Raw genomic sequence first — 26,053 nt, 5'->3', positions numbered from 1 at the left:
ACTTCGCCCGATCGGCAGCGAGAAGAAATTGCGCACCTTTCGATCAGCTTAGCTGTCAAGGATGTGTACTTCGTCGGGATCTGTCGGAAGCAGAGGGAGTGACAAATGTTTAAACATCTGACTCGGGAAGATCTCACGACTGAACAATCGGAAGTTCTGGAAAAGGCCGCGTTCATGATCATCAGCGCGCGAAAAGAGGCTGCGGCGATGCTGGTGCGGGCTGGACTGGAGCTTGAAGATGGTGGGTTCGGGAACCCGTGCCACGCGCACATAGAGGGGCACGGCAACTGTGGGTGCCGCGATTACACGGGCGATGGTGGGACCTGTTTGACGCGGATCACAGTCGATGTGGCCTTCCCCCCTTCCAGGAGTTGCGGCCATCCACCATCAAAACATCTTTCCACGTAAGGCGTCGACATAGGTCAGGGCGATCGTCTCACTGTCCTTGAAGGATGCCAAACGCAAAAACCGCGCTCCATCGGGAACGCGGCTTTGCCAGATACGCATGGCGCTTCGCTACCAGAACACTTGCGAAACTTACGGGCTCCGGTACGCGAGACCTGATCCGGAGCGCCGGGCGGATGCGATATGCCGCCTCGCATTCCGTTTTACAGACACATCGTTACCGGGGGGTTATCGAGCGGTTAAGCAAATCTAAATTTGCGATGTTTCTTTTGCCGGGAAATAGAAGAAGCCCCGTCGAGTTCGAGGCTTAAAGCGCGTCTGAAGGGACTCATGCGACGCGCTTAAGTCCTGTCTTCCATATCGTTGTCCCAAAACGCTGCGCACCCTCGGGCCAAACCCGAGGGCAAGCTTTTGGGCGACATGCATTACGCCGGGGTACCGCGCAGGAAATTTATGATGCCGGAAAAATCGGCACCGGCGTGTCCCTGGGCGTTGAACAGCGCATAAAGCTGGGCTGCCTCGGCGCCGAGCGGCGTCACAGCACCGGCGCTTTGCGCGGCTTCCTGCGACAGTTTCAGGTCCTTCAGCATCAGTGCTGCGGCAAACCCCGGCATGTAGCCATTGTTGGCCGGAGATGTCGGCACCGGGCCGGGCACCGGGCAGTAGGTGGTCAGCGACCAGCACTGGCCCGACGAGGTCGAGGCGACGTCGAACAGCGCCTGATGCGACAGGCCGAGCTTTTCCGCCAGAACGAAGGCTTCTGCGACGCCGATCATCGAAATGCCTAACATCATGTTGTTGCAGATCTTTGCCGCCTGTCCGGCGCCATCATCGCCGCAATGGACGATGCGGCCGGCCATCGGCTTGAGGATAGGCTCGGCTTTGGCGAAGGCGTCCTTCGAGCCACCGGCCATGAAGGTCAGCGTGCCGGCGGTGGCGCCGCCGGTGCCGCCGGAAACCGGCGCGTCGATCGACAGCAGCTCATGTTTGGCGGCAATGGCGTGAGCTTTTCGTGCCGATTCGACGTCGATGGTCGAGGAATCGATGAACAGCGCGCCTTGTTTCGCCTTGGGCGCGATGTCTTCGTAGACCGACAGGACGTGCTTGCCGGCCGGCAGCATGGTGATGACCACATCGGCCCCCTTCACCGCGGCAAGGGCATTAGCCATGACGACGACGCCATGATCCCTGGCGATGACGAGGTTTTCCGGCATCAGGTCGAAGCCGTGCACGGTATATCCAGCCTTGACGAGGTTGGCGGCCATCGGATTGCCCATGTTGCCGAGGCCGATGAAGGCGATGGTGGTCATAATGGCGCTCCGTGGTTTGGGTAAGGCAGTAGGCAGTAGGCGGTAGGCGGTAGGCGGCCTATTCGGGCGCAAGTTTGCTAATAAGTTGGCGAAGCATTTTTCCGATGCCCTCGGTTGCTAACAGCATCTGATAAGCTTGATCATGTGTAGCAAGGCCAATGCGTTCAGCGATCTGGAGGTGCGTCTCGAACTCCTTCAGCGACCCTTGGGCTATTCTGAGAAATTGTTGATAAGAGCCTCTGTTGTCTCGGCCATAACCTTCCGCGATATTCGCGGGGATAGAGGTAGCTGAGCGGCGGATTTGGCTGGTCAACCCATACAATTCCTCTTTTGGCCATGCCTTGGTCAATGAGTAGGTGGTGACGGCCAGATCCATCGCCTGCTGCCACACGATAAGATCCTTGTACGAATTGATCTTGCCGCTCATCTTTCACCTACTGCCTACTGCCTACTGCCTACTGCCTACTGCCTAGATGCTTTAGCGGCCGATCAGGGCGCGTGCGATGATGACGCGCATGATCTCGTTGGTGCCTTCAAGGATCTGGTGGACGCGCAGGTCCCGCACCAGCTTCTCGATGCCGTAGTCGTGCAAATAGCCGTAGCCGCCATGCAGTTGCAGGGCGTCGTTGGCGACGTTGAAGCCGATGTCGGTGACGAAGCGCTTGGCCATCGCCGACCATTTCGAGGCATCCGGGGCCTTGCGGTCGAGCTTCGAGGCGGCGGCGTAGAGAAAGATCCGTGCTGCCTGCAGCTCGGTCTCCATGTCGGCGAGCTTGAATTGCAGCGCCTGGAACTGGTTGATCTTGGAGCCGAAAGCCTTGCGCTCGGCGGTGTAGGACAGCGCCTTGTCGAGCGCCGATTGTGCGCCGCCTAGTGAACAGGCGGCGATGTTGAGCCGGCCGCCGTCGAGCCCGGCCATAGCGATGGAAAAGCCGGCGCCTTCGGCTGAAAGCAGGTTTTGCGCCGGAACCTCGCAGTCCTCGAACACGACCTGGCGGGTCGACTGCATGTGCCACCCCATCTTGTGCTCGTTTGAACCGAAGGACAGGCCGGGCGCATCCTTCGGCACGACGAAGGTGGAAATGCCCTTCGGCCCATCGGCGCCGGTGCGCGCCATGACGATGTAGATGTCGCTGTCGCCGGCGCCCGAGATGAACTGCTTGACGCCGTTCAGCACATAATCACCGCCGCTTTTCACCGCGCGCGTCTTCAGCGCCGCCGCATCCGATCCCGAGCCCGGCTCGGTCAGGCAATAGCTTGCCAGCCATTCCATCGAGATCAGCTTCGGCAGGAAGCGCTGGCGCTGCTCGTCGCTGCCGAAGCGGTCGATCATCGACGCCGCCATGTTGTGGATCGAGATGAAGGAGGAAAAGGCCGGATCGGCGCGCGAAAGCGCTTCGAAGATCAGCACCGCGTCCAGCCGGCCGAGCGCCGAGCCGCCGACATCGTCACTGACATAGATGCCGCCGAGGCCGAGCGGGCCGGTTTCGCGGATCACATCCGCCGGAAAATGCTTGCTGCGGTCCCAGTCGAGCGCGTTCGGCGCGACGCGGTCGGCGGCGAAGGCCTCGGCCATCTCCTGGATCGCGCGCTGGTCCTCGTTGAGTTCGAACTGGCTGGTGCTCGCATCGACAGCGGCGTCCATGGCGTGCTCCCTGATGTTTCCGGCCTGCTGGCCTGTCGTTTTTGGCTTTGCGCGCGCACCAATCTAGACCAATGATGCCGCCGCGCAAGCTGACCCTCCGCGGAACGGCTGTGCGTGAATCGGAGCCAGATGTGTCGACGAATTCAAATGAACTGCTTGAGCATTTCCGAACCTATCTCGAAACCTTCGATGATGCGTTGGTGGGCGATGCCGTGACCCGGATCGGCTGGGACATGCCGGTCCGTCCGCTCGAGCCGCATCGCCTGCCTTGCCTTCGCTATCTCGATCGCGCAGCGGAACTTGCGCCGCCTGATGCCAGATCGCTGGCGCGGTTCCTCACGGCGCATCGCAATGAGCTGCGCTGGGGCCAGACATACAGCGCCGCCGATTTCGGCGCGGAATTCCTGGCCAGATACGGCTGGCTGGAGATCTTTGGTACGCGCGGCCATTTCGTCAATGACGAGGTTGCGGCCGGTCTCCTCATCCTCGGACCTGATATCGTCTATCCCGACCATCATCACGTCGCCGAGGAGATCTACATTCCGCTGACCGGCGGCACGCAATGGCGCATGGGCGAGGGCGAATTTAGCAGGCGCGAGGCGGGTGAGGTGATCCACCATGCCTCCAATGTCAGCCACGCCATGCGCACCGGCAAGGAGCCGCTGCTGGCGCTCTACATCTGGCGTGATGGGCCGCTGGCGGCAAAATCGACGATCACCGGAACGACGGCACAGGGCAAGGACTGATGGCTAGGGCGATCATGCTGCAAGGCACGGGCTCCGATGTCGGCAAGACGGTGCTGGTCGCGGGTCTGTGCCGCGCGGCCAGGAACCGTGGGCTGAAGGTGCGGCCGTTCAAGCCGCAGAACATGTCGAACAACGCCGCTGTCGCCGACATTCCGGGTGACAAACTCGGTGGCGAGATCGGCCGCGCCCAATGGCTGCAGGCGATCGCCTGTGGCGTGACGCCTTCCGTCCACATGAACCCGGTGCTGCTCAAGCCGCAGACCGATATCGGCGCGCAAGTGGTGGTGCAGGGCAAGGTGTTCGGCGAGGCGAGGGCGCGCGACTACCAGGCGCTGAAGGGCCAACTGATGGATGCGGTGCTGGACTCCTGGGCAAAGGTCGGCGAGGGCGCCGATCTGGTCATCGTCGAGGGCGCCGGCTCGCCGGCCGAGATCAATCTCAGGAGCCGCGACATTGCCAATATGGGCTTTGCCACGCGCGCCAACGTGCCGGTGATCCTCGTCGGCGATATCGATCGCGGCGGCGTTATCGCCTCGGTCGCCGGCACGCATCTGATCCTGCCGGAAGAGGACCGGCGCATGATCGTCGGCTGTCTCATCAACAAGTTCCGTGGCGATGTCTCGCTGTTCGATGATGGGATCAAGGCGATCGAAACGTTCACCGGCTGGCGCTGTTTTGGCGTCGTGCCGTGGCTGAAGGCAGCGGCGCGGTTGCCCTCGGAAGATTCCGTTGTCCTTGAGCGCCTGACTTCCGGCGAGAAGCGCGCGTTGAAGGTCGCGGTGCCGATGCTTTCACGCATCGCCAATTTCGACGATCTCGACCCGCTCAAGGCCGAACGCGAAGTCGAGGTCGTCTTCGTGCCGCCTGGCCAGCATCTCCCGGAGGACGCCGGGCTGGTGGTCATTCCCGGCTCCAAGTCGACGATCGGCGATCTCCTGAGATTTCGCGAGAATGGCTGGGACCGTGATCTTGTCGCCCATCGCAAGCGCGGCGGGCATGTGGTCGGCATCTGCGGCGGCTTCCAGATGCTCGGCCGTGTCGTGCGCGACCCCGACGGCATCGAGGGCAGCGTTACCGAGACCGAAGGGCTTGGCCTGCTCGACGTCGAAACGGTGATGGAGCCGGAAAAGACGGTGCGCAATGTCAGCGCGCGCTCGGTGCAATTCGAGTTGCCGCTGCAAGGCTACGAGATCCATCTCGGCCGCACCACCGGTCCGGACACGCTGCGGCCATCCGCCGTCATCAACGGCGTCGACGACGGCGCCATCTCGACCGACGGCAAGGTATCGGGCACCTATCTGCACGGGCTGTTTTCCGCCGACGCTTTTCGGGCGAAATTCCTGGAAAACCTTGGCGTCAAAGGCGGCGGCATCGATTATCGCGCCGAGGTCGAACGGGCGCTCGACGAGGTCGCAGCCGAGCTGGAGACCCACCTCGACTGCGACGCCATCTTTGGCCTCGCCCGTTAGCTGGCGGGCTCACCGGCCTTCGGCCAGTAGGTGCCGAAGGACCAGACATAGCCTTCCGGATCGCGGCAGATGAACTCGCGGCTGCCATAGTCGCGGTCAGTCAGCTCTTCCAGTATTTCGGCGCCGGCCTTTTTTGCTTTGGCAAAAGCGGCATCGGCATCGTCAACGGCAACATAGATCGATCTGCCACCACCCTGGCTCGGTGCACCGATCATCTGGCCAAACTTGTCGTCGCGTGCAGTGCCCAGCATAATCATTGAGGAGCCGAAAGTCAGTTCGGCGTGATGGACGATGTCGCCTTCGCCGTAGCGGGCATGAACGGCAAAGCCGAAGGCTTCACCCAGCCAGTCGATCATTTTGGCGGCATTGCGGTACCGTAAGGTGGGATAGAGCCTGGGCGCTTCGGTGGTATTCGGCATGACGAACTCCTTCGTTTGGATTGGTGATAACCCAGTCTGGGCGAAGGCTGTTGTGGCGTCTTGAAGAAATGTTACCTGAGCGTCCTGCAAAGGACCCTGCGCGTCTACGCCTGGGCGGCAAGCATCGTCGGCGTTTCGCCGGCAAGGTGGCGGAATTCGCGAACCAGATGCGCCTGGTCGGCATAGCCGCAGTCGGCGGCGATATCAGCCCAGTCGGATCTGTCCCGCTTTGCAAGGCCGAGCGCCCGGTTGAAGCGGACGATGCGCGACAATGTCTTTGGCCCGACGCCGATCGCGTTGGAGAATTTCCCCAAGAGATGCTTGCGGCTCCAGCCCAGCCTGCCGGCGAGCGATGAGACGCGAATGCGGCCTCCCGAGGTGATGATCCGTTCATAGGCCCAAGCGATTTCGGCCTGCGTTTCCCGGGCCTCAGCCAGCCGTTCGGCGACGAACGCCTCGACGATGGCAAAGCGCGCGCTCCAGTCGCGCGCGTTTCCAAGCCTTTCGCGCAGCGCGATGCCTTCAAGGCCGAGCACATCGTCGAGGCCTACCATGCGGTCGGTCAGCTCGCTCATCGGAAGGCCGAAGAAGCGGCGGGCGCCGAGCGGCGTGAAATTGACCTGGACGCAGCAGGCGCCACCGTAGGATTCGATCACCACCGGACCGGCGTAGAGGCCGGCGGCGAAACTGGCAAAGCGGTCATTGTCGCTGGGGTCCTTGCCGAGACCGATAGCGAAGGGTTCGGCAAAACTGATGACCAGCGGCACGGTCAGCGACGCATATTCGACGTTGCGGAAATAGCCCGGTGCCGTTTCGCGATAGAAGCAGATGTCGGTGACCGCGCCGTGAAGCTCAGGGCCGGGCGCGCCCCGCACCATCTCGAACCGGCCGACGCCGGGGCTGTAATAATTGCTGCTGTCTTCGCCTTTGGCGGACATGAATTTTCCTTCCGCTGGGGAACTGTAGCAGACCTGCCCTCAGAATCAAAAGCGCCCCGCATGTGGCCGGGCGCTCCGAGTTGCCTGAGATTTGAGTGCTTAGGCGCCGCGCATCAAGCAGCCACCGGCAAGCACGATATAAGCGATGAGGGCAATCCAAACCGCGGGAATGGGAATAAACGCAAGGACGCCAAAAGCGGCAAGAAGGCCGAGAATGGCGATAACAAGGGATATGATGAAAACAAGCTGTGTAGGCGCACTGAGATTCATGTGTGGCTCCTCCAACATGATTCGTACGGCCACATACTATCAGTCACGCCGCCACACACCAATTAGCGTGCGCAGCGGGTTTGCGCACGACGGTCTGGGTGGCAAGATCGAACATCGGATGGTTGCGGGGAGAGAGACGTCCGGCGCGTTCGACCACCCGTTTGCGCAAGGCCGATTCCGCGCTACCTATTCGCAACGAATCGGAAAGGGACGCTGATGGCATTCGCTTTGCTGGACCAAATACGCTCGATCTTCGACGGCGACCCCGGCGTGCGCAAGGTTGCGGACGATCCTGTGCTGTCGGCGGAGCTACTCATGCTGTTCCGCATGATCCTCGCCGACGGCACGGTCAGCGAGAGCGAAATGGCCGCTTTCAGGCGCATCTGCCGGGAAGCCTTCGGCATTCCGGAAGCCAGCATCGACAGCGTCATCGAATATCTCAACGAGTTCGGCTACGAGACCAACAGCTCGCAAGCCATCGCGCAGTTCCGTGATCTCGACGTCGAGCGGCGCAAGCTGCTTGTCCGCCATATGGCCGAGATCGCCAAGGCCGATTCGCAACTTGCCGGGACCGAGATGCAGCTCTTGCGCCGCACGCTCGACCTGCTCGACATCAGGCCTGCGGATGTGGTGAGGCCGCAAACGTAAGCCCCAACGGCCCGCCGTTCACCCTTGCTCCTGTAGCCGGCGCGCTATCGCCCGGTGCAGGTCCGGAGCAGCAGTGACCAGCGCCTTGGCTGCCTCGGATTGCGGGTGGTCGAGAACCTCGCTCGTCCTGCCGCGCTCGACGATCCTGCCGTCATCCATGACCATCACCTGGTCTGAAATGGCGCGGGCGACGGTCAGATCATGGGTGATGAAGAGGTAGGCAATGCCGAGCTTCTGGTTGAGCTCGGCGAACAGATCGAGCACCTGGGCGCGGATCGAGACGTCGAGCGCCGAGACAGGCTCGTCGGCGACAACCAGTCTGGGGCGGGTGATGATGGCGCGGGCGATCGACAGGCGCTGGCGCTGACCACCTGAAAACTCGTGCGGATATTTGTCCATGTCGCGTGGGCTGAGGCCGACCTCGTGCAAGGCTTTTGCCACCATCTCGCGCCGCTCGGCATTTCCCGGCTTCTTCTCCAGGACATGCAGTGGCTCGGCGACCAGCTTTTCGACCTTCTGGCGCGGATCGAAGGAGCCGTAAGGGTCCTGGAACACCACCTGCATGTCGCGCCGCGCCGGCTTGAGCTCAGTCTCGCTCTTGCCGGTGATGTCTTGCCCACGAAATCGGATCGTTCCCGATGTCGGCTCGTCCAGCGCCAGGACCATGCGGGCAAGCGTGGACTTGCCGCAGCCGGAACGCCCGACCAGCGCCACCGACTGGCCCGGTGCCATCGAAAATGAGACATCGTCGACGGCGCGGATCGGAGGCGCGCGCTTCAACAGCGAAGCGCGACGTCCCGGATAGTCCCGCGTCACGCTGTCTACCTGGAGCAGGGGTTTGGCACCCTGGAGCAGGGGGTTGTCCGGGCCGACCTCGTGTGCCTTGGCCCGCGCGGGCACATGCATCGAGGCCTGCGCCAGTTGTCGCGTATAGGGATGAAGCTGTTCGGACAAGGTGCGCGCCGTGTCGCCGGCCTCCATCACTTCGCCATGGCGCAGGATGGTGATGCGATCCGCCATCTCGGTCACCACCGCGAGGTCATGCGAGATCAGGAGCAGGCCGATGCGGTTTTCCGCGACCAGGTCGCGCAACAGGTCGAGGATCTGCGCCTGCAGCACGACGTCGAGCGCCGTCGTCGGCTCGTCGGCGATCAGCAGCTTTGGCTTCAACGCGCAGGCAATGGCGATGACGACGCGCTGGCGCTGACCGCCGGACAGTTCGTGCGGATAGCGTGACAAGGGAAACTGCGCCGCCGGCAGGCCGACCCGGTCGAGCATTTCTCGCGCCCGGTCCTCGGCGTCGGCGCGGCTTACCCCGGTGTGCCAGCGGATGCCTTCGGCGACCTGTTCGCCAATGGTCTTGACCGGGTTCAGCGCCGTCATCGGCTCCTGGAACACCATGCCGATGTCGTCGCCGCGCAGCGCGCACATCTGGTCTTCGCTGGCCGCAAGAATGTCGATGCCGTCGAAGATGACACGCCCGGTGGCGCGCGCCGCCCAAGGCAGAAGCTGCATTATCGTGAGCGCCGTTATCGACTTGCCTGAGCCGGATTCGCCGACCAGGCCCATCACCTCGCCTGGTGCAACGGAGAGCTCGACATCCCTCAGGATCGGCGTATCGCCGATGCTCAGCGACAATTTTTCGATTTCGAGCAGGCTCATCGCTGCCGCCGCGATTTGGGATCGAGAATATCGGCAATACCGTCGCCGAGCAGGTTCAGGCCTAGCACGGTGACGACGATCGCCATGCCTGGAAAGATCGCCATCCACGGCGCTGCCACCATGCGGGTCTGCGCATCGAACAGCATCCGCCCCCAGCTCGGCATTGGCGGCTGTGTGCCGAGCCCGACATAGGAAAGCCCGGCTTCGGCCAGGATGCCGAGCGCGAACTGGATGGTGCCTTGCACCAGAAGCAAGGTGACGATGTTGGGCAGCACATGTTCCAGCGTGATCAGCGTCTTGCCCTTGCCGGCGGCGCGCGCGGCAAGGATGAATTCGCGCGGCCATATCGCCAGCGCGCCGGCACGGGCGACACGGGCGAAGACCGGGATGTTGAAGATGCCGATGGCGATGATGGCGTTGAGCGCGCCAGGGCCGAAGATGGCGGTGATCATGATCGCCGAGAGCAGGGCAGGGAAGGCGAAGACAAGATCGTTCAGCCGCATCACCGCTTCGTCGAGGATGCCGCCGCGCGCCGCGGCAAAGGCGCCGAGCGGCACGCCGATGCCCATGCCTATGCCGACCGCCACCAATGCGACGGCGATCGAGTTGCGGGCGCCAACCATGATCATCGACAGTATGTCGCGACCGAAATGATCGGTGCCGAACCAGTGTGCCAGCGACGGTGCTTGCGTCTTGTCGGCGATCACCAGCCTGGTGACGTCATAAGGCGTCCACAAGAACGAGACGATCGCGACCACCGCCACCAGCGCCGTGATGACGAAGCCGGCGAGGAATGAGCGATTGCGAAAGGCCTTGACCAGAATGCCGGCGAGATTCTCTTCTGGCATATCGAAGCGCAGCGTCATTGCCGGCTCCTCAGGCGTGGATCGACGACTGCGTAGGAGAGATCGACGAGGAGATTGACCGCAATGACGGCGGCGACCAGCAGCATGACAACGCTTTCGACGACGATCAGGTCGCGCTGGGTGATCGCCTGGAACACCAGCCGACCGAGGCCCGGCAGGTAAAAGACGTTTTCGATGATGATGGTGCCGGAGAGCAAGAAGGCGAATTGCAGGCCGAGAATGGTCAGCACCGGGATCATGGCGTTGCGCAGTGCATGCCGCCACAGCACGGCGCGATAGGGCAGGCCCTTGGCGCGGGCGGTGCGGATATAGTCTTCGTTCAGCACCTCGATCAGCGCCGAGCGGGTGACGCGGGCGAGGATCGCCGCTTGCGGCAGGGCGAGCGCGACTGCCGGCAGGAACAGCGATTTCAGCGCCGGCCAGACGCCCGCGCTCCAACCCGGAAAACCGCCCGCCGGCACCAGCCGCAGCCAGACGGCGAAGAGGTAGATCAGCATCAGCGCGAACCAGAAATTCGGCACAGCGACGCCGAGCTGAGCGGCTCCCATTGCGATCGTGTCTCCGGCCCGCCCGTGGCGGCCGGCGGAGAACAGTCCGACCGGAATGGCAATGATAGTCGACAACGCCAGCGCGATCAGCGCCAGCGGCAGCGAGACGACGACGCGCTCGCGGACCAGATCGATGACCGGCACCGAATAGGTGTAGGAACGGCCGAAATCGAGGCTCAGCAAGCCGCCGGCCCAGTGCAGATAACGCGCGGCAAGGGGCTCGTTGAGGCCCATCTGGTTGCGCAGCAACTCGATCTGCTCAGCGCTGGCGTTCAGGCCAAGCATCAGCCGCGCCGGGTCGCCGGGAATGATCTCCAGCACGGCGAAGACCACCATCGAGGCCAGAACCAGGGTAACGATGGCGATGGCAAGACGTTTGAGGAGATAGGCGGTCATGGGGGGAAGACCGCTGCGTTGCCTGGTGCGAAGACCGGGCAGGGGTCGCGTTCCCGCCCATCCCCCTCTGTCCTGCCGGACATCTCCCCCGCAAGGGGGGGGATCGGCAGTTTCCAAGCTGGCGCTGTTCTTGCAACGCTAGTGGTTAGCGAAAGCAGCGATGAGGGCGCAATCTCCCCCCTTGCGGGGGAGATGCCCGGCAGGGCAGAGGGGGGTGGGAAGGATCGCAAGCTTCGCCCCTTTGGCCAGCAGCCCCTCACTCCGTCCACTTCACCTTGGTCAGGTCGTTGGCCTGGATCGGTGCGTTTTCCCAAAAACCCTCGAGCTTGGCGTCCCAGACGCCGACTTTCGGCAGTTCGTAGAGGAAACCGACCACGGCATCGTCGGCCAGTATCTTCTGCGCCTCGCCGAGCAGCGTCATGCGCTTGACCTCGTCCGAGGTGAGGTTCAGATCGGCAATGATCTTGTCGAAGGTCGGATTGTCGTAGTTGAAGTAGTAGTCCTTGCGCGAATAGATATCGATGTCGTTGGGCTCGGTGTGGGAGACGATGGTCAGGTCGTAGTCCTTCTTGGTGAAGACCTGGTCCAGCCACTGCGCCCATTCCACGGGTACGATCTGCAGATCGATGCCGATATCGCGAAGCTGCGAGGCGATGATCTCGCCGCCAAGCCGCGCATAGGGCGGCGGCGGCAGTTTCAGCGTCGCCTTGAAACCGTTCTCCAGGCCGGCTTCCTTCAGCAGTTCCCTGGCCTTGTCGACATTGTGCGGATAGAGGCCGGTGAAGTCGACATAGACTTTGCTTGCGGGCGACATATGCGAGCCGATTGGCACGCCGAGCCCGGCCGAAGCGCCGTCGATGATCGCCTTGCGGTCGAGCGCAAAGGAGATCGCCTGTCTGACCTCAAGCTTGTCGAAAGGCGGCTTCTTGTTGTTCATCGAAAGGATGGTCTCACCCTCGGTCGCGCCGATCACCACCTTGAAGCGTGGGTCGCCCTGGATCTGCGCGACGCTGTCGAGATCGGGGAAGAAGGGAAAGGCCTGGACGTCGCCGGAAAGCAATGCCGGCACAGCGGCAGCGGCATCGGGAACGATGCGGAACTCAGCCTTGTCGAGGGACACCGGGGTGCCCCAGTAAGTGTCTGATTTGATTAGCGTGATCGAGGAGCCCTTGGCCCAGCTCTGGAATTTTAACGGGCCGGTGCCGACAGGCTTTTCCTTGTTGGTGTCGGCTGTCTCAGGGGCGACGATGACCGCGTCGCCCCAGCCCATATTGTAGAGGAAGGAACTCTGCGGTTTCTTCAGCGTAATCTTGACCGTCGCCGGATCGACCACCTCGACCGTATCGATGGCGGCGAACAGGCCCTTTTGTGCATTGACGGAGTTGTCGGCGCGGGCGCGGTCGAGCGAAAATTTCACGTCGTCGGCATTGAAGTCGGTGCCGTCATGGAATTTGACGCCGGTATGCAGCTTGAAGGTGTAGGCCTTGCCGTCGTCGGAAATGGTCCAGCTTTCGGCCAGATCCGGCAGCACCTCGCCGTTCGGACCGATGCGGGTCAGCCCCTCGAACACGTTGGCGTACAGAACTTCGTCGATCGCCGCCGCAGCACCCGCGGTCGGATCGAGATGTGGAGGTTCGAGCGTGATGCCGATGACCAGGTCGGTCCGCGCGGCAAATACCGACGTTTCGGCAGCCAGCACCAGGCCTGCAGCGGTGAGAATGGTTTTCCACAATTTCATCGTGCAGCTCCCGATATGCTCAAAAATGCTCAGAACCCGGTGGATAGAAGCGTGATTTCGCCGAGGAGTAAATTGCGTTTCGTGCTTTCCGGCAGCGCCGGCAGGAATGTTTTTTCGTTAGCCGCCGACTCGGCCGATTGAAGCTTGCCCGTCGCTGCCGGATTACCGTGCGCCGGTGAGCAGTATGTTCAGCCCGATCGCCATCACCTTTGCCGATTCGACCATGTCTGATATCCCGACCCATTCGTCGGGCCTGTGGGCGAGGTCGAGAATGCCCGGGCCATAGGCGATGCAGTCGTAGATGTGGCCGATGCGGGCAATGTGCTTCTGGTCGTAGGTGCCGGGCGAAATCACATAGGCCGGCTCGCGGTCGAATATCTCCATGATGCCTTGCGCCACCGCCTTCACCACCGGCGCGTCGCGTTCGGTCATCAGCGGCAGCACCTCCATCAGATCGCGGATCTCGTAGTCGAATTTCTTGCGCTCGCGCTTCAGCCGGTCGAGGATATCGGTCACCTCGCTTTTGACGGTGCCCAAATCCTCTTCGAGCAGGAAGCGGCGGTCGATGGTCAGCCGGCAGGAATCGGGCACATTGGGCGAGGGCAGGCCGGGCCGGAAATCCTCCGTCTGGCCGCCATGGATCGAGTTGATGTTCATGGTCGAGCGCTTTGCGCCGTCGGGCACGACCGGCATGCGTGTGATCTTGCGGTCGAGCGCCGGGAACAGTTCGTCCTCGAAAGCCCTCAGCACGGCGCCCATGTGGCGCACCGCATTGTCGCCGAGGAACGGCATCGAGCCGTGGGCGATCTCGCCCTTGGTCTCGATCTCCGCCCACCAGACGCCGCGATGGCCAAGGCAGATGCGGTCCTTGTTCAACGGCTCGGGGATGATGACATGGTCGACCTTAGGCTTGGAGAAATAGCCGAGCTTTGCCAGATGGGCGACGCCGCCAAAGCCGCCGGACTCCTCGTCGACCGTGCCTGATATTTCGATGGCGCCGGGAAAGTCGGGGAAGACCTCCATGAAGGCCTCGACGGCGATGATCGAGGCGGCCAAGCCGCCCTTCATATCGCAGGCGCCGCGGCCGTAGATCTTGCCGTCCCTGACGATGCCGGCGAAGGGATCGAGGCTCCAGCCGTCGCCGGCTTCGACCACGTCGATGTGCGAGTTGAAATGCACGCAGGTGCCGGGCGAGCGGCCATCGAAGCGGGCGACGACATTGACGCGCGGGTAGCGGTCGGTGTCGCCGGGGGTGCCTTCGGCGCGGATGAATTCGACTTCGAAACCGCGCTTCTTCAGCCGCGCTCCGACATATTCGGCGCATGGCCGGTAGGCTTCGCCGGGCGGATTGACGGTCGGAAAGCGGATCAGGTCGGCGGTCAGTGCGACCAGGTCGTCGACTCTATTATCGACCGCTTTCAGGAGACGTTCGTTCATTCGGCGAATTGAGCAGCCAACAGTGCGGTTTGGCAAGCCTGTTGGGGACCCCGCCGCGTGCTGTTGCGGCAACTATCGCGGGAAATCGTTCAAATTCGCTGCTTTGGATTGGTGAATTCGTCAAGGAGTATGTGGTTACCTCACTTGCCATTTAAAAAATCAAGAATAGCGTGAAGGCAGGCAGGCAAGGGCAATCAAAGGGGTTTGATCGCATGAAAAAGACCGTTCTCATGGCAGCGTTACTGGTAACGATGCTGTTCGGTTCTTCGGTCGAGGGCTGGGCAGCCAAGCTGGTTGCAAGGATCGACGTGTCATCGCAGACGATGACTGTAAGATACGGTCAGGCGGTTTACCGATGGCGCGTATCCACGGCGCGCCAAGGTTATATCACGCCGCGCGGCAGCTACCGGCCGCAACGGACGGCACGGATGTGGTACTCGCGCAAATACGACATGTCGCCGATGCCTCATTCGGTGTTCTACCGCGGCGGCTACGCCATCCATGGCACCGGCGCGGTGAAGTCTCTCGGGCGCCCGGCGTCGCATGGCTGCGTGCGGCTGCACCCGGCCAATGCCGCCGCCTTCTATTCGATGGTGCGGCAAGCCGGCTTCCGCAACACGCGGATCGTGGTGACCAACTAACTGTTGCTGGCTGCAAACGAAGGAATCGAGAAGCAGGGGTTCGCGGCTGGCGGCTTATATCTCCTCGACGGCGTCGGCAATGTAGCCGCCGGTCTGCCGCTTCCACAGCCGGGCATAAAGCCCGTCGCGTTCGAGCAGCGCCGATGGCGTTCCCTCCTCGACGATTCGACCTTTGTCGAGAACGACGATGCGGTCCATCCTGGCAATCGTCGACAGGCGATGCGCGATGGCGATCACCGTCTTGCCCTCCATCAGGAGCGCGAGCTTATCCTGGACCGCCGCCTCGGCTTCGCTGTCCAGTGCTGATGTCGCCTCATCAAGAACCAGAATTGGCGCGTCCTTGAGCAACACCCGGGCGATCGCGACGCGCTGGCGCTGGCCGCCGGAAAGCTTCACTCCGCGGTCGCCCACGAAGGCGCCGTAGCCGGTGCGGTCTTCGCTATCTCTGAGATCGGCGATAAAGCCGTCCGCCTCGGCCAGCATCGCAGCGTGCTCCAATTCCCCTTGCGAGGCATCGGGCCGGCCGTAGCGAATGTTGTCGCCGACGGAGCGATGCAGCAGCGAGACATCCTGGGTGACGACGCCGATGCTCTCCCGAAGGCTGGCCTGGGTTACGCCACGAACATCCTGTCCATCGATCAGGATAGCGCCGCCCTTCAGGTCGAAGAACCGCAGGAGCAGGCTGACAAGGGTCGACTTGCCGGCGCCGGAGAGGCCGACGAGCCCGACCTTCTCGCCGGCACCCACGGTGAGCGACAGGTCTTCGATCACCTTTTGACCCTCTCGGTATTCGAACCGGATGTTCTTGAACTCGACTTTGCCTGCCGTAACAGCAAGCGGCTTGGCATCCGGCGCATCTTTTATGGTTGGCGGCGTCGTCACGACCGGCATCGCGTCGCGGATCGTGCCCACCGCCTGGAATATCTGCTGACCCATCTGCAGGAATGCACGGGAGTTGGCATTGAGCCGCTGAACGATGGCGATCGAGGCGGCGAACTGGCCGATGGTGACGAAGCCGGCGACAAACCCCCAGAGCCCTATGGCGACGTTGGTGAGAAAGAGGGCAACGTTGAGCAGGACGACGCCAATATCGGTTGTCAGATAGATGCGCCTTTCGCGCTGCTGGGTCTCGATGGCGTTTTCCATGATGGCGCGCATCGCACCCGCCTCGCTGTCTTCCGCCGCAAACAGCTTGACCATCTGGATGTTGCTGTAGAGGTCGGTCATGGCGCCGACAACAAGGCTGCGCCCCCGCGCCGACCGGCGCGATCGTTCGGAATATTGGGGCACCGCCACCACCGCGATGGCAATGTTGGCGGCGATCCAGACGAAAACGGGAAGCGCCAGTGGCCAGGACAAGGCGCCAAGCAGAACGAGCGAACCGACGAGCTGCACAAAAAACAGCGGTATTCTGTAAAAGGCGACGACGATCTGCTGCTGCACGGCGGATGCGACTTGCGAAATGCGCGACGCAACCTGGCCTGCGAAGAGATCGTGGAAGAAGGCAAGGTCCTGGCGTTCCACCGCCTTGTGGCCCTGCCATTGCATTGCCGCCGGCATACACACGGCCACCGTCTGGGAGTTCAGCGCATTACCCAGGAAGATGAGCAGCGGCAGCACGGGGAAAACCAGAACGCCGAGAACGGCTAGCGTCAGCCAATCCTCCTGCAGGAAAACCGCCGCGCCCTTGGCACTCACCCCGTCGACGATGAACGAGGCCCCCCAGATCGTCGCGAGGTTGATCCCCTCGACCGCCATCATCAAGACGGTAATGGCCGCAAGAGTACCGCGGAACATCCGCGCGAAATGCAGGAGCAGCGCAAATGGCCCGCTCGCAGGCAACGGCGTCGGTGGGATATCCAGCGGACGGATAATCGTCTCGAAAGGGCGATAAACGAGATCAGAAAACCACATGGCGATGCAAAACAGGCGAAGGAGACGGCGACCGCCGGTACTTAAACACGGATTGGGCTCAGCGGGAAAACGCGCGATTTGTTTGTTAACCGCTACCTTGACGTAGACGTGCCCAATTGGTTTGCCAGTTATCCTGTAGCCTTCCACCACGATGCCGACAGAGTGAAGCGGGGAAGAACCGACTCCCCGGGCATTCGGCGATCATGCGCCACATGCGGCGGCGCCTGCGATGGCGATCGGAGTTTCTCCCTGTGAGCGAAACAATTCATGCTTGAACCGCAATCCTTGCGTTGCGCTCTGTACTCGGACGACGGCGCAGCTTCGCCTGTTCGATTTCCGGGGGCTGGTAAGCAGCTTCCAAGCGCCCGACATCGGTGCCAGGAGGAACGATCTCGTCGATCCGGTCGAGAACTTCGTCGCTCAGCACGACGTCCGCTCCCGCAAGCAGATCGTCCAGGTGTTCCATCTTGCGCGGTCCGATGATGGCCGAGGTCACGCCCGGATGCGCAATCACGAAGGCCAGCGCCATATGGGTCAGCGACAGGCCAGCGTCCTCGGCGAGTGGAATAAGCTGCTCCACCACATCCAACCGGCGTTCGTCCGACATCTGTTTGGCAAAGTAATCCACACGCAGGCTCTCGGTGTGCTGCCCTTTGCGGTACCGGCCGGTCAACATGCCCATGGCCAGCGGGCTCCAAACCATTGCACCCATTCCGTACCGCTGGCAGACAGGCAGAACATCGCGCTCGATGGCGCGATTGAGGATCGAATAAGGCGGCTGTTCGGTGCGGAAGCGGGCCAGACCGCGACGCTCGGCAACCCAATGTGCCTCAACGATCTCCGCGGCCGGCAGAGACGATGCCCCAATCGCCCGCACCTTACCAGCCCGCATCAGGTCGGTAAGGGTCGAAAGGGTCTCTTCGATGTCGGTGTCCGGCGCGGGGCGGTGGATCTGGTAGAGATCGATGTAGTCAGTCCCGAGACGGCGCAGTGAGTCCTCGACAGCGCGGGTCAGCCAGCGGCGCGAATTGCCCTGCATGTTCGGATCGTCGCCCATTGGGAGAAACGCCTTGGTGGCGAGCACGACGTTGTCACGGCGCCCCTTCAGAGCTTTGCCGACGATCTCCTCGGATTCTCCGCGGTTATAGGCATCGGCGGTGTCGATGAAGTTGACGCCGGCATCCAACGCCTTGTGGATGATCCGGACGGAGTCGTCATGGTCGGGGTTGCCGATCTTGCCGAACATCATAGCGCCCAGGCAGTAGGGGCTGACTTTGATGCCGGTTTTTCCGAGCGAGCGATATCGCATGGTCTGTTCCTTTGGTCCTTGAATGGCGGTCAGCGCGCGTTGCCGAGTCAAAATTCACGGGAACGGCCGGTCCTGGCTCGGGAACATGCCCATCGGACCGTTCGCGTCGAGGAGCGCGGCCGAACGGGTTCACGCGGCCCGTTCGGCCGTACCCTCGAAGGTGTTGAGGTTCGTCGAAGTGAAGCCGGGGCAAGCGGCGTTGGCCTCTATGCCAGCGTCCTCAAATTCGATGGCGAAGGCGAGCGTCGTCGCATCGAGGGCAGTCTTCGAGGGGCTGTAGACGGGGCCGAACAATGTGCGACGTGGATTGGACGGGTCTACGTTGACGATGCGTGCCGCCGGCGCCTCCTCAAGGAGCCTCAGCATCGCCTGCGTGACGGCGATGACGCCGAACACGTTTGTCTCGAACACCGCAGGTACCTCGTCGAGAGACGCGACGCTCGGGCGACCCGGCTTTCCCGCATGGGAAATGCCCTGCTTTCCCGCTTGGGAAACACCTGCATTGTTCACCAGCACGTCGAGACGGCCGAATTCACTGCGGATGCGCTCTGCCGCGGCGGCGATCGAGGCTTGGTTCGCGACGTCGAGTTGGAGGGCGCGGGCATCCGCTCCGACGCTCTTTGCAGCCGTCTGCGCATGCTCGAAGTTACGCGATCCCACGAGCACGGTGAGGCCGTGCATCGCCAGATCCCTGGCGATTTGGAGACCGATTCCCTTGTTGGCCGCGGTGACCAGGGCGACGGGTTTGTCCTGCATGGTGGTCTCCTCTTTTTTGCATTGACGTGTAGGCAACGAAGCCGTGCTGTGCTAATTTCCCCAAGCGGAACTTAATTCCGTTTTTATACGGAACGTTGTTCCGTTTATCAAGTGGAAAATGATGGACGACAAATCGCAGGAGCGGGGTGGTGGCTTGGAGCCCGTAAACTCGACGGATCGGCGCGTGCGTGCGGACGCGCAACGCAACTCCAATGCGCTGCTCGAAGCGGCAATGGCAGTCTTTGCAACGTCGGGGGTCGATGCTCCGGTGCGAGAGATCGCCGATAAGGCCGGCGTTGGCGTGGGTACGCTCTATCGCCATTTTCCGCAGCGTTCGGACCTGATCGTGGCGGTCTTCCGTAACGAAGTGGATGCCTGCGCAAATGCTGCGTCTGTCATTGCGGCCGAATATGGACCCGGCGAAGCGCTGGCCCGATGGATGCAGCGTTACGTGGATTTTATCGCTGCCAAGCGTGGACTCGCGGCGGCTTTCTCCTCAGGCGATCCGGCATACGAGTCGTTGCCGCTCTATTTTCTCGAGAAACTTCGGCCCGCGCTGCAGACCTTGCTGGATGCCGCTACCGAAGCGGGCGATGTTCGCGCAGACGTCGATGCCAAAGAACTATTGTTCGCGATAGCCAGGCTCTGCTCGCCAGACCACTATGGCGGAGGCCCCGAGCAAGCACGACGCATGGTCGGCTTGCTGGTGGACGGGCTTCGCTATGGCGGCGCCCCTTCGGTTGGCCCTAAAATCTAGAAGAAAGCTGCCAGTCTCGCTCCGACGCCTGCGTGAGTTCTCGAAAGTCGGGATGGTCTTGCCGGGGCAGGTGGCCACCAAACGGTCGGTGACCAAACAAAAACCCGCCTCGGGGTCCGGGCGGGTCGTTGGCGCAAATCAGCACCATGAATAAATTCCTAGCATAGCTGCCGTCACCTGTCAAGTTGAAACCGTCACATTTTGCGGTTTCTGCATGTTGCAGCTTCTGCTCAGGCGGCTTCGCCGCGCTGTCTCGCCGACCGGCGCTTTTTGCGCCGGCCGCTGATCTCCCACCTTTTGTGGAACCACATCCACTGGCCGGGATCCTCGCGCACCCAGCGCTCGACCACGTCGTTGAGAAGCTGGGTGGTGCCGTGGACGTCGACGCTGCCGCCGGCGGTGCGCGGCAAGGTCAGCTTGTCCTCGATCTCCAGCCGGAAGCGGTTACCCGGCAGGCGCATGCAGCGCGCCGGATAGACATCGCAGTCATAGTGGCGCGCCAGAGTGCCCAGGACCCGGTTGCTCTCGCATGGGCGGCCGAAGAAGGTCGTTGCGAGCCCGCCCGAGAATTTTTGGTCGACCAGCACCCCGATATTGCCGCCTTTCTCCAGGATGGCGGCAAGCGCGAATGAAGCGCCGGTCGAAGAGGGCAGCAGCGACCCCATGGTCGAGCGGCGCGTCGAGAGGATGTAATCGGCAAGGTAAGGGTTGTTGGGCGGGCGAAACAGCGCCGTGATGTTCATGCCGAAAGTGGCTGCCGCTACCGGAAGCAGCTCGAAATTGCCGAGATGCCCGGTGAAGATGATATGCGGTTTTTGCTCGCCGGCGATCTCGACGAAATGATCGATGCCGCGGACCTCGACGCGGCCCGGCTTCGTCGCTTTCGGGTCGTAATCGAAGAGCGCATCGAGAAAGATGTATTCCGCGGCGAGGCGAGCCATGTTGCCCCACATGTCGGAAGCGATGGCCTGGATCTCGCTATCGCTCTTTTCCGGATAGGCCTTGCGCAGATTGGCGACGGCGACGTTGTGGCGTCCCACCCAAGGCCCAACGCGGCGGGCGACGCGGTCGGCGAAATTGAGCGCGCTGTCGACCGGCAGCAGTCGCAGCACCCAGATCATCGTCATCGCGGCACGCGCAAGCAGCCAATAGTTGAACTGGCGCAGCCGCCTGCCGTGGCGGAACGCCAGGTCCCTGCGGAGCTTCCTGAAGGCGTCGCCGATCATCCCTAGACCATGATGTTTTCAGACAGCAACATCACGGACTAACCGACGCGCAGTATGATCTTGCCGAACACGTCGCGGCCTTCCATGCGCTTCAGGGCCGCGTCGATGCCGTCGAAGCCGACCTCGGTGTCGATAACCGGAGAAACCAGTCCCGCCGCCATTTTCTGCATGGCGTCGGCCATGTTTCCCATGCGGCAGCCGAAGGAGCCGAGCAGCTTCAGTTGCTGCTGGAACAATTGCATCAGATTGATCTGTGTCGAGACGCCCGAGGTCGAGCCGCAGGTCACCAGGCGACCGCCGCGTTTCAGGCACAGCATCGAGGCGGCAAAGGTATCGGCGCCGACATGCTCGAAGACGACGTCGACGCCCTTCTTTTTGGTCAGCTTGCGCACGACGCCTTCGAAACGGTCCTCGCGATAGTTGATGACGTGGTCGGCGCCAAGCGCCTTCGCCTTGTCGATCTTGTCGTTCGAGCCGACCGTGGTGATCACGGTGCAGCCCATTTTCTTCGCCAGTTGGATCGCGGCGGAGCCGATGCCCGAGCCGCCGGCGTGGATGAGGATGGTTTCGCCGGGCTGCAGCCGGGCATTGTCGAACAGCATGTGCTCGACCGTGCCGAAGGTGACGGGTGCGACGGCCGCCCCGATATCCGTCACGCCGGGCGGGGCAGGGACCAAAAGGCGCGCCGGCAGGTTTATCTTTTCTTGCGCAAAGCCGTCGAGATGAAAGCCGTGAACGCCCGAAACATGTTCGCAAAGATTGTCGCGGCCTTCGCGGCAGGCGCGGCAAAGCCCGCAGGTGCGCGCTCCATAGATCGACACAAGCTGCCCGGGCACAAGGCTGGAGACGCCGGGGCCGACCGCCTCGACCTCGCCGGAGGCTTCGGCGCCGACGACCAGCGGCAGCTTGCGTTTGGCAAAGGCCATGCCGCGCCAGCCCCAGACGTCGATATGGTTGAGCGCCACGGCCTTGATGCGCAGCGTCACTTCACCCAGCGCAGGCTGCGGCGGGGGCGGCAGGTCCACCGTTTCAAGGCGGCGGTCCTCGATAAGTTGCAATGCGCGCATTAGGCCTGTCGGTTCTGTTGAGCTGGAAAAGGCTCGCTTAGACCGGTTCCCGCGCCATGACAAGGCAGGTGTTCTGGCCGCCGAAGCCGAAGGAGTTCGACAGCACCGTGCCGACCTCGGCATTGCGCTTCGTGTTCGGCACCACGTCGAGCACGATCGCCGGATCGGGATTGTCGTAATTGATGGTCGGCGGGATGACGCTTTCGCGCATGGTCATCAGCGAAAACGCGGCCTCGACGGCGCCGGCTGCCGACAGCGTGTGGCCGATCATCGATTTGTTCGACGAGATCGGCATCGAGCCGATCCGCTCGCCGAACACGGTCGACAGCGACAGATGCTCCATCTTGTCGTTTTCCGGGGTCGAGGTGCCGTGGGCGTTGACATAGTCGATCTCGTCTTCGCTCAGGCCTGCATCGGCAAGGGCGGCGCGAACCGCCGCGATCGCCGGCGAACCGTCCGGCTTCGAGCGGGTGCGATGGAAGTCGTCGGCCTTTTCGCCGCAGCCGCGCAGGATGCCGAGGATGGTCGCCCCGCGGGCGAGTGCTGCCTCCAGCGATTCCAGCACAAGCGCGCCGGAGCCTTCAGCAAGGACAAAACCGTCGCGATCCCTCGAGAACGGCTTGGACGCCTTTTCGGGGATGTCGTTGTGGGTGGAGAGCGCCGAAAGCAGCGAGAAACGGATCAGCGCCTCGGCGGTCGCCGAACCGTCGGCGCCGATCGACAGCGCCCTGTCGCATTCGCCGCGGCGGATCGCCTCGACGCCGAGCTGGATCGAAGTGGCGCCCGAGGCGCAGGCGGTCGACAGCGTGATCGGCAGGCCGCGTGTCCCAAACTGGTCGGCGAGCCGGTCGGCGATCGACCCGAACTGGGTGGTTTCGAAAATATCGAGTTCCTTCAAGCCCCGCGCCACGCGAAGCAGCCTCTCGGCGCCGATGTCGTCCTTGTCGGAATTGTAGAGCGAAAAGCGCTCGCTCCAGTCGAGTTCGACCGGCGGCGAGGCGAGGAAAAGCGGCCCGCCGAAATCGCCCGAATTAAGGCCGGCTTCGGCCACGGCTTCCTGCGCGGCTATCTCGGCGAGATCGTAGGTAAGAAGGCTGGCGCCCTTGGAGCTCGACGGCAGGAAATCGACCGTGCCGGAGATGCGGGTGTTCAGATGGTCGACCGGAAAGCGGGTGATCGGATGGATGCCAGACTTGCCCGCGGTGAGCGCTGCCCAATTGTCGGCCTTGCCGACGCCCAGTGACGTCACCACGCCGATGCCGGTGACGGCGACGATCGGCCTGCCCAAGTGGTCGTTCAGATTGGCCATGACTTGTCCTGGACCTTTAATCGGCGGCGTTGACCAACGCCATGCCCTCGAATTGGTGATAGCCGATCGCCGTTGCAAGGACGGTCGCGGGAATGCCGTCGAACGGCTTCTCGTTGGCGGCGTCAAAAGCCGGGTAGGCGGCCTTGCGCTCGACGGCCAGTGCCGCCAGCGCCACGGCGAAGGGAAACTGCGCTTCCTTCATGTGGCCGGTCAGCGTCGAAAAGCCGCGTGCGGCAATCGCCGGATGGGCGTCGAGCGCCGATTTCTCGGCGGCAGTCGCGGCATGGGCGCCTGAAGCGCCTGAAATCGTCAGCAACTCGCCGTTTGGCAATGCTGCCTGCCTGAGCAGTGCGGCAATCTCGGCATCGAGCTCGCCCTGCCGGCGCCTGGCGCGTCCGGATACGACCGGGCCGAGTTCGGCATAGATCTTTCGCCCGCGGCTGATCGCGTGTTCGCGCTGTTCCAGGACGAGAAACGCGCCGCCGGATCCGGTCACTACGCCACCGCCTTCGGCGCCCTGTCTCTGCCAGACCGGTTTCCAGGGGCCACGATGCAGGTAGCCGGCCAGTTCGTAGCCAAGCAACATGTCGGAATGCTCGGTCTGGAAGGCGCCGCCGACCAGTATATGCGTCGACTGGCCGGAGCGGATGCGCGCGGCGGCCGTCTCGACGGCGGCGACGCCGGCACCTTCCTCGCCCATGAAGGTGCGCGACGATCCCGTCACCTTGTGGACGATGGAGATGTTGCCGGCGAGCAGGTTTGAAAGCTGCGCCAGAAACAGCGTCGGCCGCAATTCGGTGGTCAGTTTCTCGTTGAGCAGCACGTCGCGATCGTTGCGGCTTTCCGAAGCGGCGAGAATGTCGGCGTCGACCGCCTCGTCGCGCTCGCCGCCGCCGGCAGCCACCACCATGTCCATGGTCGTGCAGAGTTCGTCATTGCCCTTGATGCCGGCGTCGTCCAGCGCCATGCCGGCAGCGTAGGTGCCGAGCCTCTGCCAGGTCTCCATCTGCCGCTGGTCGCCGCGCTTGGCGATCTGCAGGTTCCAGTCGATCTCCGGCAGCGGGTGGACGGTGTAGGGCGAGAAGCGCGCGGGTTCGAGCACGGGTTCCAGACCCGGCTGGACGAGTTTGCGCCAATGCGCATCCGGACCTTCTCCCAGCGAAGAGACAAGGCCAATGCCAGATATGACGACGTGGTGGGGGCTGCTCATGAGCGGCTTTGTGGGTCAGGCGGCGGAGCGCGTCAAGATCACGCGCTCAACTGGACGTCAGGCGTTCTTGGCCGCAACCAGTGCGTCGATCTTGGCGCACAGGTTTTTCATGACGAAGTAATCGTCGGTCGAGGCCTTGCCGTCATTGACCTCTTGCGTCCACTTTTCCAGCGGCACCTTGATGCCGAATTCCTTGTCGATGGCAAAGACGATGTCGAGGAAGTCGAGGCTGTCGATGCCGAGATCATCAATGGTGTGGCTTTCAGGGGTGATCGTGTCGATATCGATCTCACTGGTGTCGGCGATGATCTTGGCGACTTTGTCGAACGTGGTGGACAAGGGCTTTTCCTTCGGGTTGCGGGCGGAATCTGTCCGCATGTGTTTGCGCGCTGTCTAATCGGTTTTTCCGGGCAGGAAAAGGGCCTGATACGCCGGGCGCAGATGGGGTGACTGTTCTGCCAGGGCAAGAGGGGCGCCGGCAACCCGTCGGCAATGTGCCGAAAACCTTAGCGGCGACCCTGGAAACGATCGGCCATTTGAAGCGCATCTATGGAATGGAGCTTGGCGCAGGGGCAGCCATCGCGCCGAAACCGGCGGGAAGGGAATACCCAACCTACCTTGAGCGCAGCCACAGAACCGTGCTTCGGCAACAGTCGACAGCGTGGTGAGCGCGCAGTTGGCGCGCCCACCGTCTCAATTCAAGCGATCAGGCCAACAGCACCGCCTCGTTAGTCAAGCACGACCACGGCTTCCACCTCGAACAGCATGGGATCAATTGCGAGCTTGGGAACGGGAACCAGTGTCTGTGCCGGCAGCGTGTCGCCGAACATCTCCTTGACGTTCTTGGTCAGCACCTCAAGCTTTGACATATCGTGATCGACCACGAAGACCGTGAGCTTGGCGACCTGATCCGGCCTGGCACCGAGCGCATCGAGGGCGGTGCGCAAATTTGCGTAGGCCTGCTTAACCTGGACAGCGAAGTCGGGCGACAACGCTCCCGTGCTGTCTTGTCCGCCCTGTCCGGAGATGTAAGCCACTCGGGTATTGCTGGGCGTGATCACCGCCGTGCTGTAGCCATTCGGCGACGGGTCGTAGAGGTTTTGCGGATTGACGAGGGTCAGCTTGAGATCATTCTCATTCGCTGTCGTCGCAGTGGGAATGCCCATGGTCATGATGATTAACCCTCCGATAAGCAGATGCTTGATTGCGCGTGACATGATTTTCTCTTGGCTCTGCGGAACTGCGAGCAACGTATCCTCGCGGCCGCATGATTGAATTTTTGCATATCGCTCATACGACTCGTACGAGGTACGATTCAATCCTATGGTACGTCGTACGAGTCAATCGTTCAAGATCGACATTCGTCG

At 62.4% G+C, this 26,053-nt stretch carries 26 protein-coding genes; 6 read left to right on the top strand and 20 right to left on the bottom strand.

Features of this window, described 5'->3' with window-relative positions:
• Nucleotides 1-105: 105 nt before the first annotated feature.
• On the top strand, nucleotides 106-408 hold the full coding sequence (locus tag NKH73_RS12860) for a DUF6422 family protein (RefSeq protein ID WP_352931859.1): 303 nt from the start codon (nucleotides 106-108) through the stop codon (nucleotides 406-408).
• Nucleotides 409-830: 422 nt separating this feature from the next.
• Here NKH73_RS12860 and mmsB read toward each other — a convergent pair whose 3' ends face one another.
• The 3 genes from mmsB to NKH73_RS12845 are packed head-to-tail and all read right to left on the bottom strand — an operon-like array spanning nucleotide 831 to nucleotide 3,360.
• Complete coding sequence (gene mmsB, locus NKH73_RS12855; protein WP_352931857.1) at nucleotides 831-1,715, bottom strand: 3-hydroxyisobutyrate dehydrogenase; 885 nt, start codon at nucleotides 1,713-1,715, stop codon at nucleotides 831-833.
• Between the two features lie 58 nt (nucleotides 1,716-1,773).
• Nucleotides 1,774-2,142: a four helix bundle protein gene (locus tag NKH73_RS12850; RefSeq protein WP_352931855.1), complete on the bottom strand. Its 369-nt coding sequence runs from the start codon at nucleotides 2,140-2,142 to the stop codon at nucleotides 1,774-1,776.
• Between the two features lie 51 nt (nucleotides 2,143-2,193).
• Complete coding sequence (locus NKH73_RS12845) at nucleotides 2,194-3,360, bottom strand: isobutyryl-CoA dehydrogenase (protein WP_352931853.1); 1,167 nt, start codon at nucleotides 3,358-3,360, stop codon at nucleotides 2,194-2,196.
• A gap of 131 nt (nucleotides 3,361-3,491) precedes the next feature.
• Here NKH73_RS12845 and NKH73_RS12840 point away from each other — a divergent pair, with 131 nt between their 5' ends.
• Both NKH73_RS12840 and NKH73_RS12835 read left to right on the top strand, forming a co-directional pair.
• The gene (locus NKH73_RS12840; protein WP_352931851.1) at nucleotides 3,492-4,106 is read left to right on the top strand and encodes a dimethylsulfonioproprionate lyase family protein; all 615 of its coding nucleotides are present in this window, start codon (nucleotides 3,492-3,494) and stop codon (nucleotides 4,104-4,106) included.
• Complete coding sequence (locus NKH73_RS12835) at nucleotides 4,106-5,575, top strand: cobyric acid synthase (RefSeq protein ID WP_352931849.1); 1,470 nt, start codon at nucleotides 4,106-4,108, stop codon at nucleotides 5,573-5,575. The genes NKH73_RS12840 and NKH73_RS12835 overlap by 1 nt, the downstream gene beginning before the upstream one ends.
• Here the strand turns inward: NKH73_RS12835 and NKH73_RS12830 are convergent.
• From NKH73_RS12830 to NKH73_RS12820, 3 genes are all read right to left on the bottom strand, one after another.
• A complete protein-coding gene (locus NKH73_RS12830; RefSeq protein ID WP_352931847.1) occupies nucleotides 5,572-5,994 on the bottom strand; it encodes a VOC family protein in 423 nt (140 codons plus the stop codon). The two genes, NKH73_RS12835 and NKH73_RS12830, sit on opposite strands and share 4 nt — an antisense overlap.
• Before the next feature lie 104 nt (nucleotides 5,995-6,098).
• The gene (locus NKH73_RS12825; RefSeq protein ID WP_352931845.1) at nucleotides 6,099-6,932 is read right to left on the bottom strand and encodes a helix-turn-helix domain-containing protein; all 834 of its coding nucleotides are present in this window, start codon (nucleotides 6,930-6,932) and stop codon (nucleotides 6,099-6,101) included.
• A 99-nt stretch (nucleotides 6,933-7,031) separates the two neighbouring features.
• Nucleotides 7,032-7,202: a hypothetical protein gene (locus NKH73_RS12820; RefSeq protein ID WP_352931843.1), complete on the bottom strand. Its 171-nt coding sequence runs from the start codon at nucleotides 7,200-7,202 to the stop codon at nucleotides 7,032-7,034.
• Nucleotides 7,203-7,418: 216 nt separating this feature from the next.
• Here NKH73_RS12820 and NKH73_RS12815 point away from each other — a divergent pair, with 216 nt between their 5' ends.
• Nucleotides 7,419-7,850 carry a TerB family tellurite resistance protein gene (locus NKH73_RS12815; protein WP_352931841.1) on the top strand — a complete coding sequence of 144 codons (432 nt, stop codon included), beginning with the start codon at nucleotides 7,419-7,421 and terminating at the stop codon, nucleotides 7,848-7,850.
• Nucleotides 7,851-7,868: 18 nt separating this feature from the next.
• On the opposite strand, the gene NKH73_RS12810 is transcribed toward NKH73_RS12815, so the two are convergent.
• The 5 genes from NKH73_RS12810 to NKH73_RS12790 all read right to left on the bottom strand — a co-directional run bounded on the left by NKH73_RS12810 (nucleotide 7,869) and on the right by NKH73_RS12790 (nucleotide 14,497).
• Nucleotides 7,869-9,512 (bottom strand): ABC transporter ATP-binding protein, encoded by a 1,644-nt coding sequence (locus NKH73_RS12810; RefSeq protein ID WP_352931839.1) that lies wholly within the window; start codon nucleotides 9,510-9,512, stop codon nucleotides 7,869-7,871.
• Nucleotides 9,509-10,378 carry an ABC transporter permease gene (locus NKH73_RS12805; RefSeq protein WP_352931837.1) on the bottom strand — a complete coding sequence of 290 codons (870 nt, stop codon included), beginning with the start codon at nucleotides 10,376-10,378 and terminating at the stop codon, nucleotides 9,509-9,511. The genes NKH73_RS12810 and NKH73_RS12805 overlap by 4 nt, the downstream gene beginning before the upstream one ends.
• Nucleotides 10,375-11,322, bottom strand: a complete 948-nt coding sequence (locus NKH73_RS12800) for an ABC transporter permease (protein WP_352931835.1) — start codon at nucleotides 11,320-11,322, stop codon at nucleotides 10,375-10,377. The genes NKH73_RS12805 and NKH73_RS12800 overlap by 4 nt, the downstream gene beginning before the upstream one ends.
• 256 nt (nucleotides 11,323-11,578) lie before the next feature.
• Nucleotides 11,579-13,060, bottom strand: a complete 1,482-nt coding sequence (locus NKH73_RS12795; RefSeq protein WP_352931834.1) for an ABC transporter substrate-binding protein — start codon at nucleotides 13,058-13,060, stop codon at nucleotides 11,579-11,581.
• A gap of 162 nt (nucleotides 13,061-13,222) precedes the next feature.
• Nucleotides 13,223-14,497 carry an acetylornithine deacetylase/succinyl-diaminopimelate desuccinylase family protein gene (locus NKH73_RS12790; RefSeq protein ID WP_352931832.1) on the bottom strand — a complete coding sequence of 425 codons (1,275 nt, stop codon included), beginning with the start codon at nucleotides 14,495-14,497 and terminating at the stop codon, nucleotides 13,223-13,225.
• A gap of 212 nt (nucleotides 14,498-14,709) precedes the next feature.
• Here NKH73_RS12790 and NKH73_RS12785 point away from each other — a divergent pair, with 212 nt between their 5' ends.
• On the top strand, nucleotides 14,710-15,138 hold the full coding sequence (locus tag NKH73_RS12785; protein WP_352931830.1) for a L,D-transpeptidase: 429 nt from the start codon (nucleotides 14,710-14,712) through the stop codon (nucleotides 15,136-15,138).
• Between the two features lie 54 nt (nucleotides 15,139-15,192).
• Here the strand turns inward: NKH73_RS12785 and NKH73_RS12780 are convergent, their stop codons facing one another.
• The 3 genes from NKH73_RS12780 to NKH73_RS12770 form a co-directional block, all read right to left on the bottom strand.
• The gene (locus NKH73_RS12780) at nucleotides 15,193-17,052 is read right to left on the bottom strand and encodes an ABC transporter ATP-binding protein (protein WP_352931828.1); all 1,860 of its coding nucleotides are present in this window, start codon (nucleotides 17,050-17,052) and stop codon (nucleotides 15,193-15,195) included.
• 265 nt (nucleotides 17,053-17,317) lie between these two features.
• On the bottom strand, nucleotides 17,318-18,361 hold the full coding sequence (locus NKH73_RS12775) for an aldo/keto reductase (protein ID WP_352931826.1): 1,044 nt from the start codon (nucleotides 18,359-18,361) through the stop codon (nucleotides 17,318-17,320).
• A 129-nt stretch (nucleotides 18,362-18,490) separates the two neighbouring features.
• On the bottom strand, nucleotides 18,491-19,117 hold the full coding sequence (locus NKH73_RS12770; RefSeq protein WP_352931824.1) for an SDR family NAD(P)-dependent oxidoreductase: 627 nt from the start codon (nucleotides 19,115-19,117) through the stop codon (nucleotides 18,491-18,493).
• 118 nt (nucleotides 19,118-19,235) lie between these two features.
• Between NKH73_RS12770 and NKH73_RS12765 the strand changes: the two genes are divergently transcribed.
• Nucleotides 19,236-19,874 carry a TetR/AcrR family transcriptional regulator gene (locus tag NKH73_RS12765; RefSeq protein ID WP_352931822.1) on the top strand — a complete coding sequence of 213 codons (639 nt, stop codon included), beginning with the start codon at nucleotides 19,236-19,238 and terminating at the stop codon, nucleotides 19,872-19,874.
• Between the two features lie 230 nt (nucleotides 19,875-20,104).
• Here the strand turns inward: NKH73_RS12765 and NKH73_RS12760 are convergent, their stop codons facing one another.
• From NKH73_RS12760 to NKH73_RS12735, 6 genes are all read right to left on the bottom strand, one after another.
• Nucleotides 20,105-21,100, bottom strand: coding sequence for a lipid A biosynthesis lauroyl acyltransferase (locus tag NKH73_RS12760; RefSeq protein ID WP_352931820.1), 996 nt, complete (start codon nucleotides 21,098-21,100; stop codon nucleotides 20,105-20,107).
• A 38-nt stretch (nucleotides 21,101-21,138) separates the two neighbouring features.
• Nucleotides 21,139-22,167, bottom strand: a complete 1,029-nt coding sequence (locus NKH73_RS12755) for a zinc-binding dehydrogenase (RefSeq protein ID WP_352931818.1) — start codon at nucleotides 22,165-22,167, stop codon at nucleotides 21,139-21,141.
• 37 nt (nucleotides 22,168-22,204) lie between these two features.
• Complete coding sequence (locus NKH73_RS12750) at nucleotides 22,205-23,476, bottom strand: beta-ketoacyl-ACP synthase (RefSeq protein WP_352931816.1); 1,272 nt, start codon at nucleotides 23,474-23,476, stop codon at nucleotides 22,205-22,207.
• Nucleotides 23,477-23,492: 16 nt separating this feature from the next.
• Complete coding sequence (locus NKH73_RS12745) at nucleotides 23,493-24,686, bottom strand: beta-ketoacyl-ACP synthase (protein WP_352931814.1); 1,194 nt, start codon at nucleotides 24,684-24,686, stop codon at nucleotides 23,493-23,495.
• A gap of 57 nt (nucleotides 24,687-24,743) precedes the next feature.
• Nucleotides 24,744-25,025, bottom strand: coding sequence for an acyl carrier protein (locus tag NKH73_RS12740; protein ID WP_006335407.1), 282 nt, complete (start codon nucleotides 25,023-25,025; stop codon nucleotides 24,744-24,746).
• Nucleotides 25,026-25,414: 389 nt separating this feature from the next.
• Nucleotides 25,415-25,903, bottom strand: a complete 489-nt coding sequence (locus NKH73_RS12735) for a RidA family protein (RefSeq protein WP_352931811.1) — start codon at nucleotides 25,901-25,903, stop codon at nucleotides 25,415-25,417.
• Nucleotides 25,904-26,053 lie beyond the last annotated feature (150 nt).

This window comes from Mesorhizobium sp. M0938 (assembly GCF_040319125.1).
In the GTDB taxonomy this organism is placed as follows: Bacteria; Pseudomonadota; Alphaproteobacteria; order Rhizobiales; family Rhizobiaceae; genus Mesorhizobium; species Mesorhizobium robiniae.
The sequence above is the reverse complement of the archived record's forward strand: the minus strand, read 5'-3'. Positions and strand labels throughout refer to the sequence as shown.

What these genes read in the sequence shown, in the direction of transcription:
- NKH73_RS12860 (WP_352931859.1), top strand. Translation starts at nt 106, where the DNA reads ATGTTTAAACATCTGACTCGGGAAGATCTCACGACTGAACAATCGGAA.
- mmsB (WP_352931857.1), bottom strand. Translation starts at nt 1,715, where the DNA reads ATGACCACCATCGCCTTCATCGGCCTCGGCAACATGGGCAATCCGATG.
- NKH73_RS12850 (WP_352931855.1), bottom strand. Translation starts at nt 2,142, where the DNA reads ATGAGCGGCAAGATCAATTCGTACAAGGATCTTATCGTGTGGCAGCAG.
- NKH73_RS12845 (WP_352931853.1), bottom strand. Translation starts at nt 3,360, where the DNA reads ATGGACGCCGCTGTCGATGCGAGCACCAGCCAGTTCGAACTCAACGAG.
- NKH73_RS12835 (WP_352931849.1), top strand. Translation starts at nt 4,106, where the DNA reads ATGGCTAGGGCGATCATGCTGCAAGGCACGGGCTCCGATGTCGGCAAG.
- NKH73_RS12830 (WP_352931847.1), bottom strand. Translation starts at nt 5,994, where the DNA reads ATGCCGAATACCACCGAAGCGCCCAGGCTCTATCCCACCTTACGGTAC.
- NKH73_RS12825 (WP_352931845.1), bottom strand. Translation starts at nt 6,932, where the DNA reads ATGTCCGCCAAAGGCGAAGACAGCAGCAATTATTACAGCCCCGGCGTC.
- NKH73_RS12820 (WP_352931843.1), bottom strand. Translation starts at nt 7,202, where the DNA reads ATGAATCTCAGTGCGCCTACACAGCTTGTTTTCATCATATCCCTTGTT.
- NKH73_RS12815 (WP_352931841.1), top strand. Translation starts at nt 7,419, where the DNA reads ATGGCATTCGCTTTGCTGGACCAAATACGCTCGATCTTCGACGGCGAC.
- NKH73_RS12810 (WP_352931839.1), bottom strand. Translation starts at nt 9,512, where the DNA reads ATGAGCCTGCTCGAAATCGAAAAATTGTCGCTGAGCATCGGCGATACG.
- NKH73_RS12805 (WP_352931837.1), bottom strand. Translation starts at nt 10,378, where the DNA reads ATGACGCTGCGCTTCGATATGCCAGAAGAGAATCTCGCCGGCATTCTG.
- NKH73_RS12800 (WP_352931835.1), bottom strand. Translation starts at nt 11,322, where the DNA reads ATGACCGCCTATCTCCTCAAACGTCTTGCCATCGCCATCGTTACCCTG.
- NKH73_RS12795 (WP_352931834.1), bottom strand. Translation starts at nt 13,060, where the DNA reads ATGAAATTGTGGAAAACCATTCTCACCGCTGCAGGCCTGGTGCTGGCT.
- NKH73_RS12790 (WP_352931832.1), bottom strand. Translation starts at nt 14,497, where the DNA reads ATGAACGAACGTCTCCTGAAAGCGGTCGATAATAGAGTCGACGACCTG.
- NKH73_RS12785 (WP_352931830.1), top strand. Translation starts at nt 14,710, where the DNA reads ATGAAAAAGACCGTTCTCATGGCAGCGTTACTGGTAACGATGCTGTTC.
- NKH73_RS12780 (WP_352931828.1), bottom strand. Translation starts at nt 17,052, where the DNA reads ATGTGGTTTTCTGATCTCGTTTATCGCCCTTTCGAGACGATTATCCGT.
- NKH73_RS12775 (WP_352931826.1), bottom strand. Translation starts at nt 18,361, where the DNA reads ATGCGATATCGCTCGCTCGGAAAAACCGGCATCAAAGTCAGCCCCTAC.
- NKH73_RS12770 (WP_352931824.1), bottom strand. Translation starts at nt 19,117, where the DNA reads ATGCAGGACAAACCCGTCGCCCTGGTCACCGCGGCCAACAAGGGAATC.
- NKH73_RS12765 (WP_352931822.1), top strand. Translation starts at nt 19,236, where the DNA reads ATGATGGACGACAAATCGCAGGAGCGGGGTGGTGGCTTGGAGCCCGTA.
- NKH73_RS12760 (WP_352931820.1), bottom strand. Translation starts at nt 21,100, where the DNA reads ATGATCGGCGACGCCTTCAGGAAGCTCCGCAGGGACCTGGCGTTCCGC.
- NKH73_RS12755 (WP_352931818.1), bottom strand. Translation starts at nt 22,167, where the DNA reads ATGCGCGCATTGCAACTTATCGAGGACCGCCGCCTTGAAACGGTGGAC.
- NKH73_RS12750 (WP_352931816.1), bottom strand. Translation starts at nt 23,476, where the DNA reads ATGGCCAATCTGAACGACCACTTGGGCAGGCCGATCGTCGCCGTCACC.
- NKH73_RS12745 (WP_352931814.1), bottom strand. Translation starts at nt 24,686, where the DNA reads ATGAGCAGCCCCCACCACGTCGTCATATCTGGCATTGGCCTTGTCTCT.
- NKH73_RS12735 (WP_352931811.1), bottom strand. Translation starts at nt 25,903, where the DNA reads ATGTCACGCGCAATCAAGCATCTGCTTATCGGAGGGTTAATCATCATG.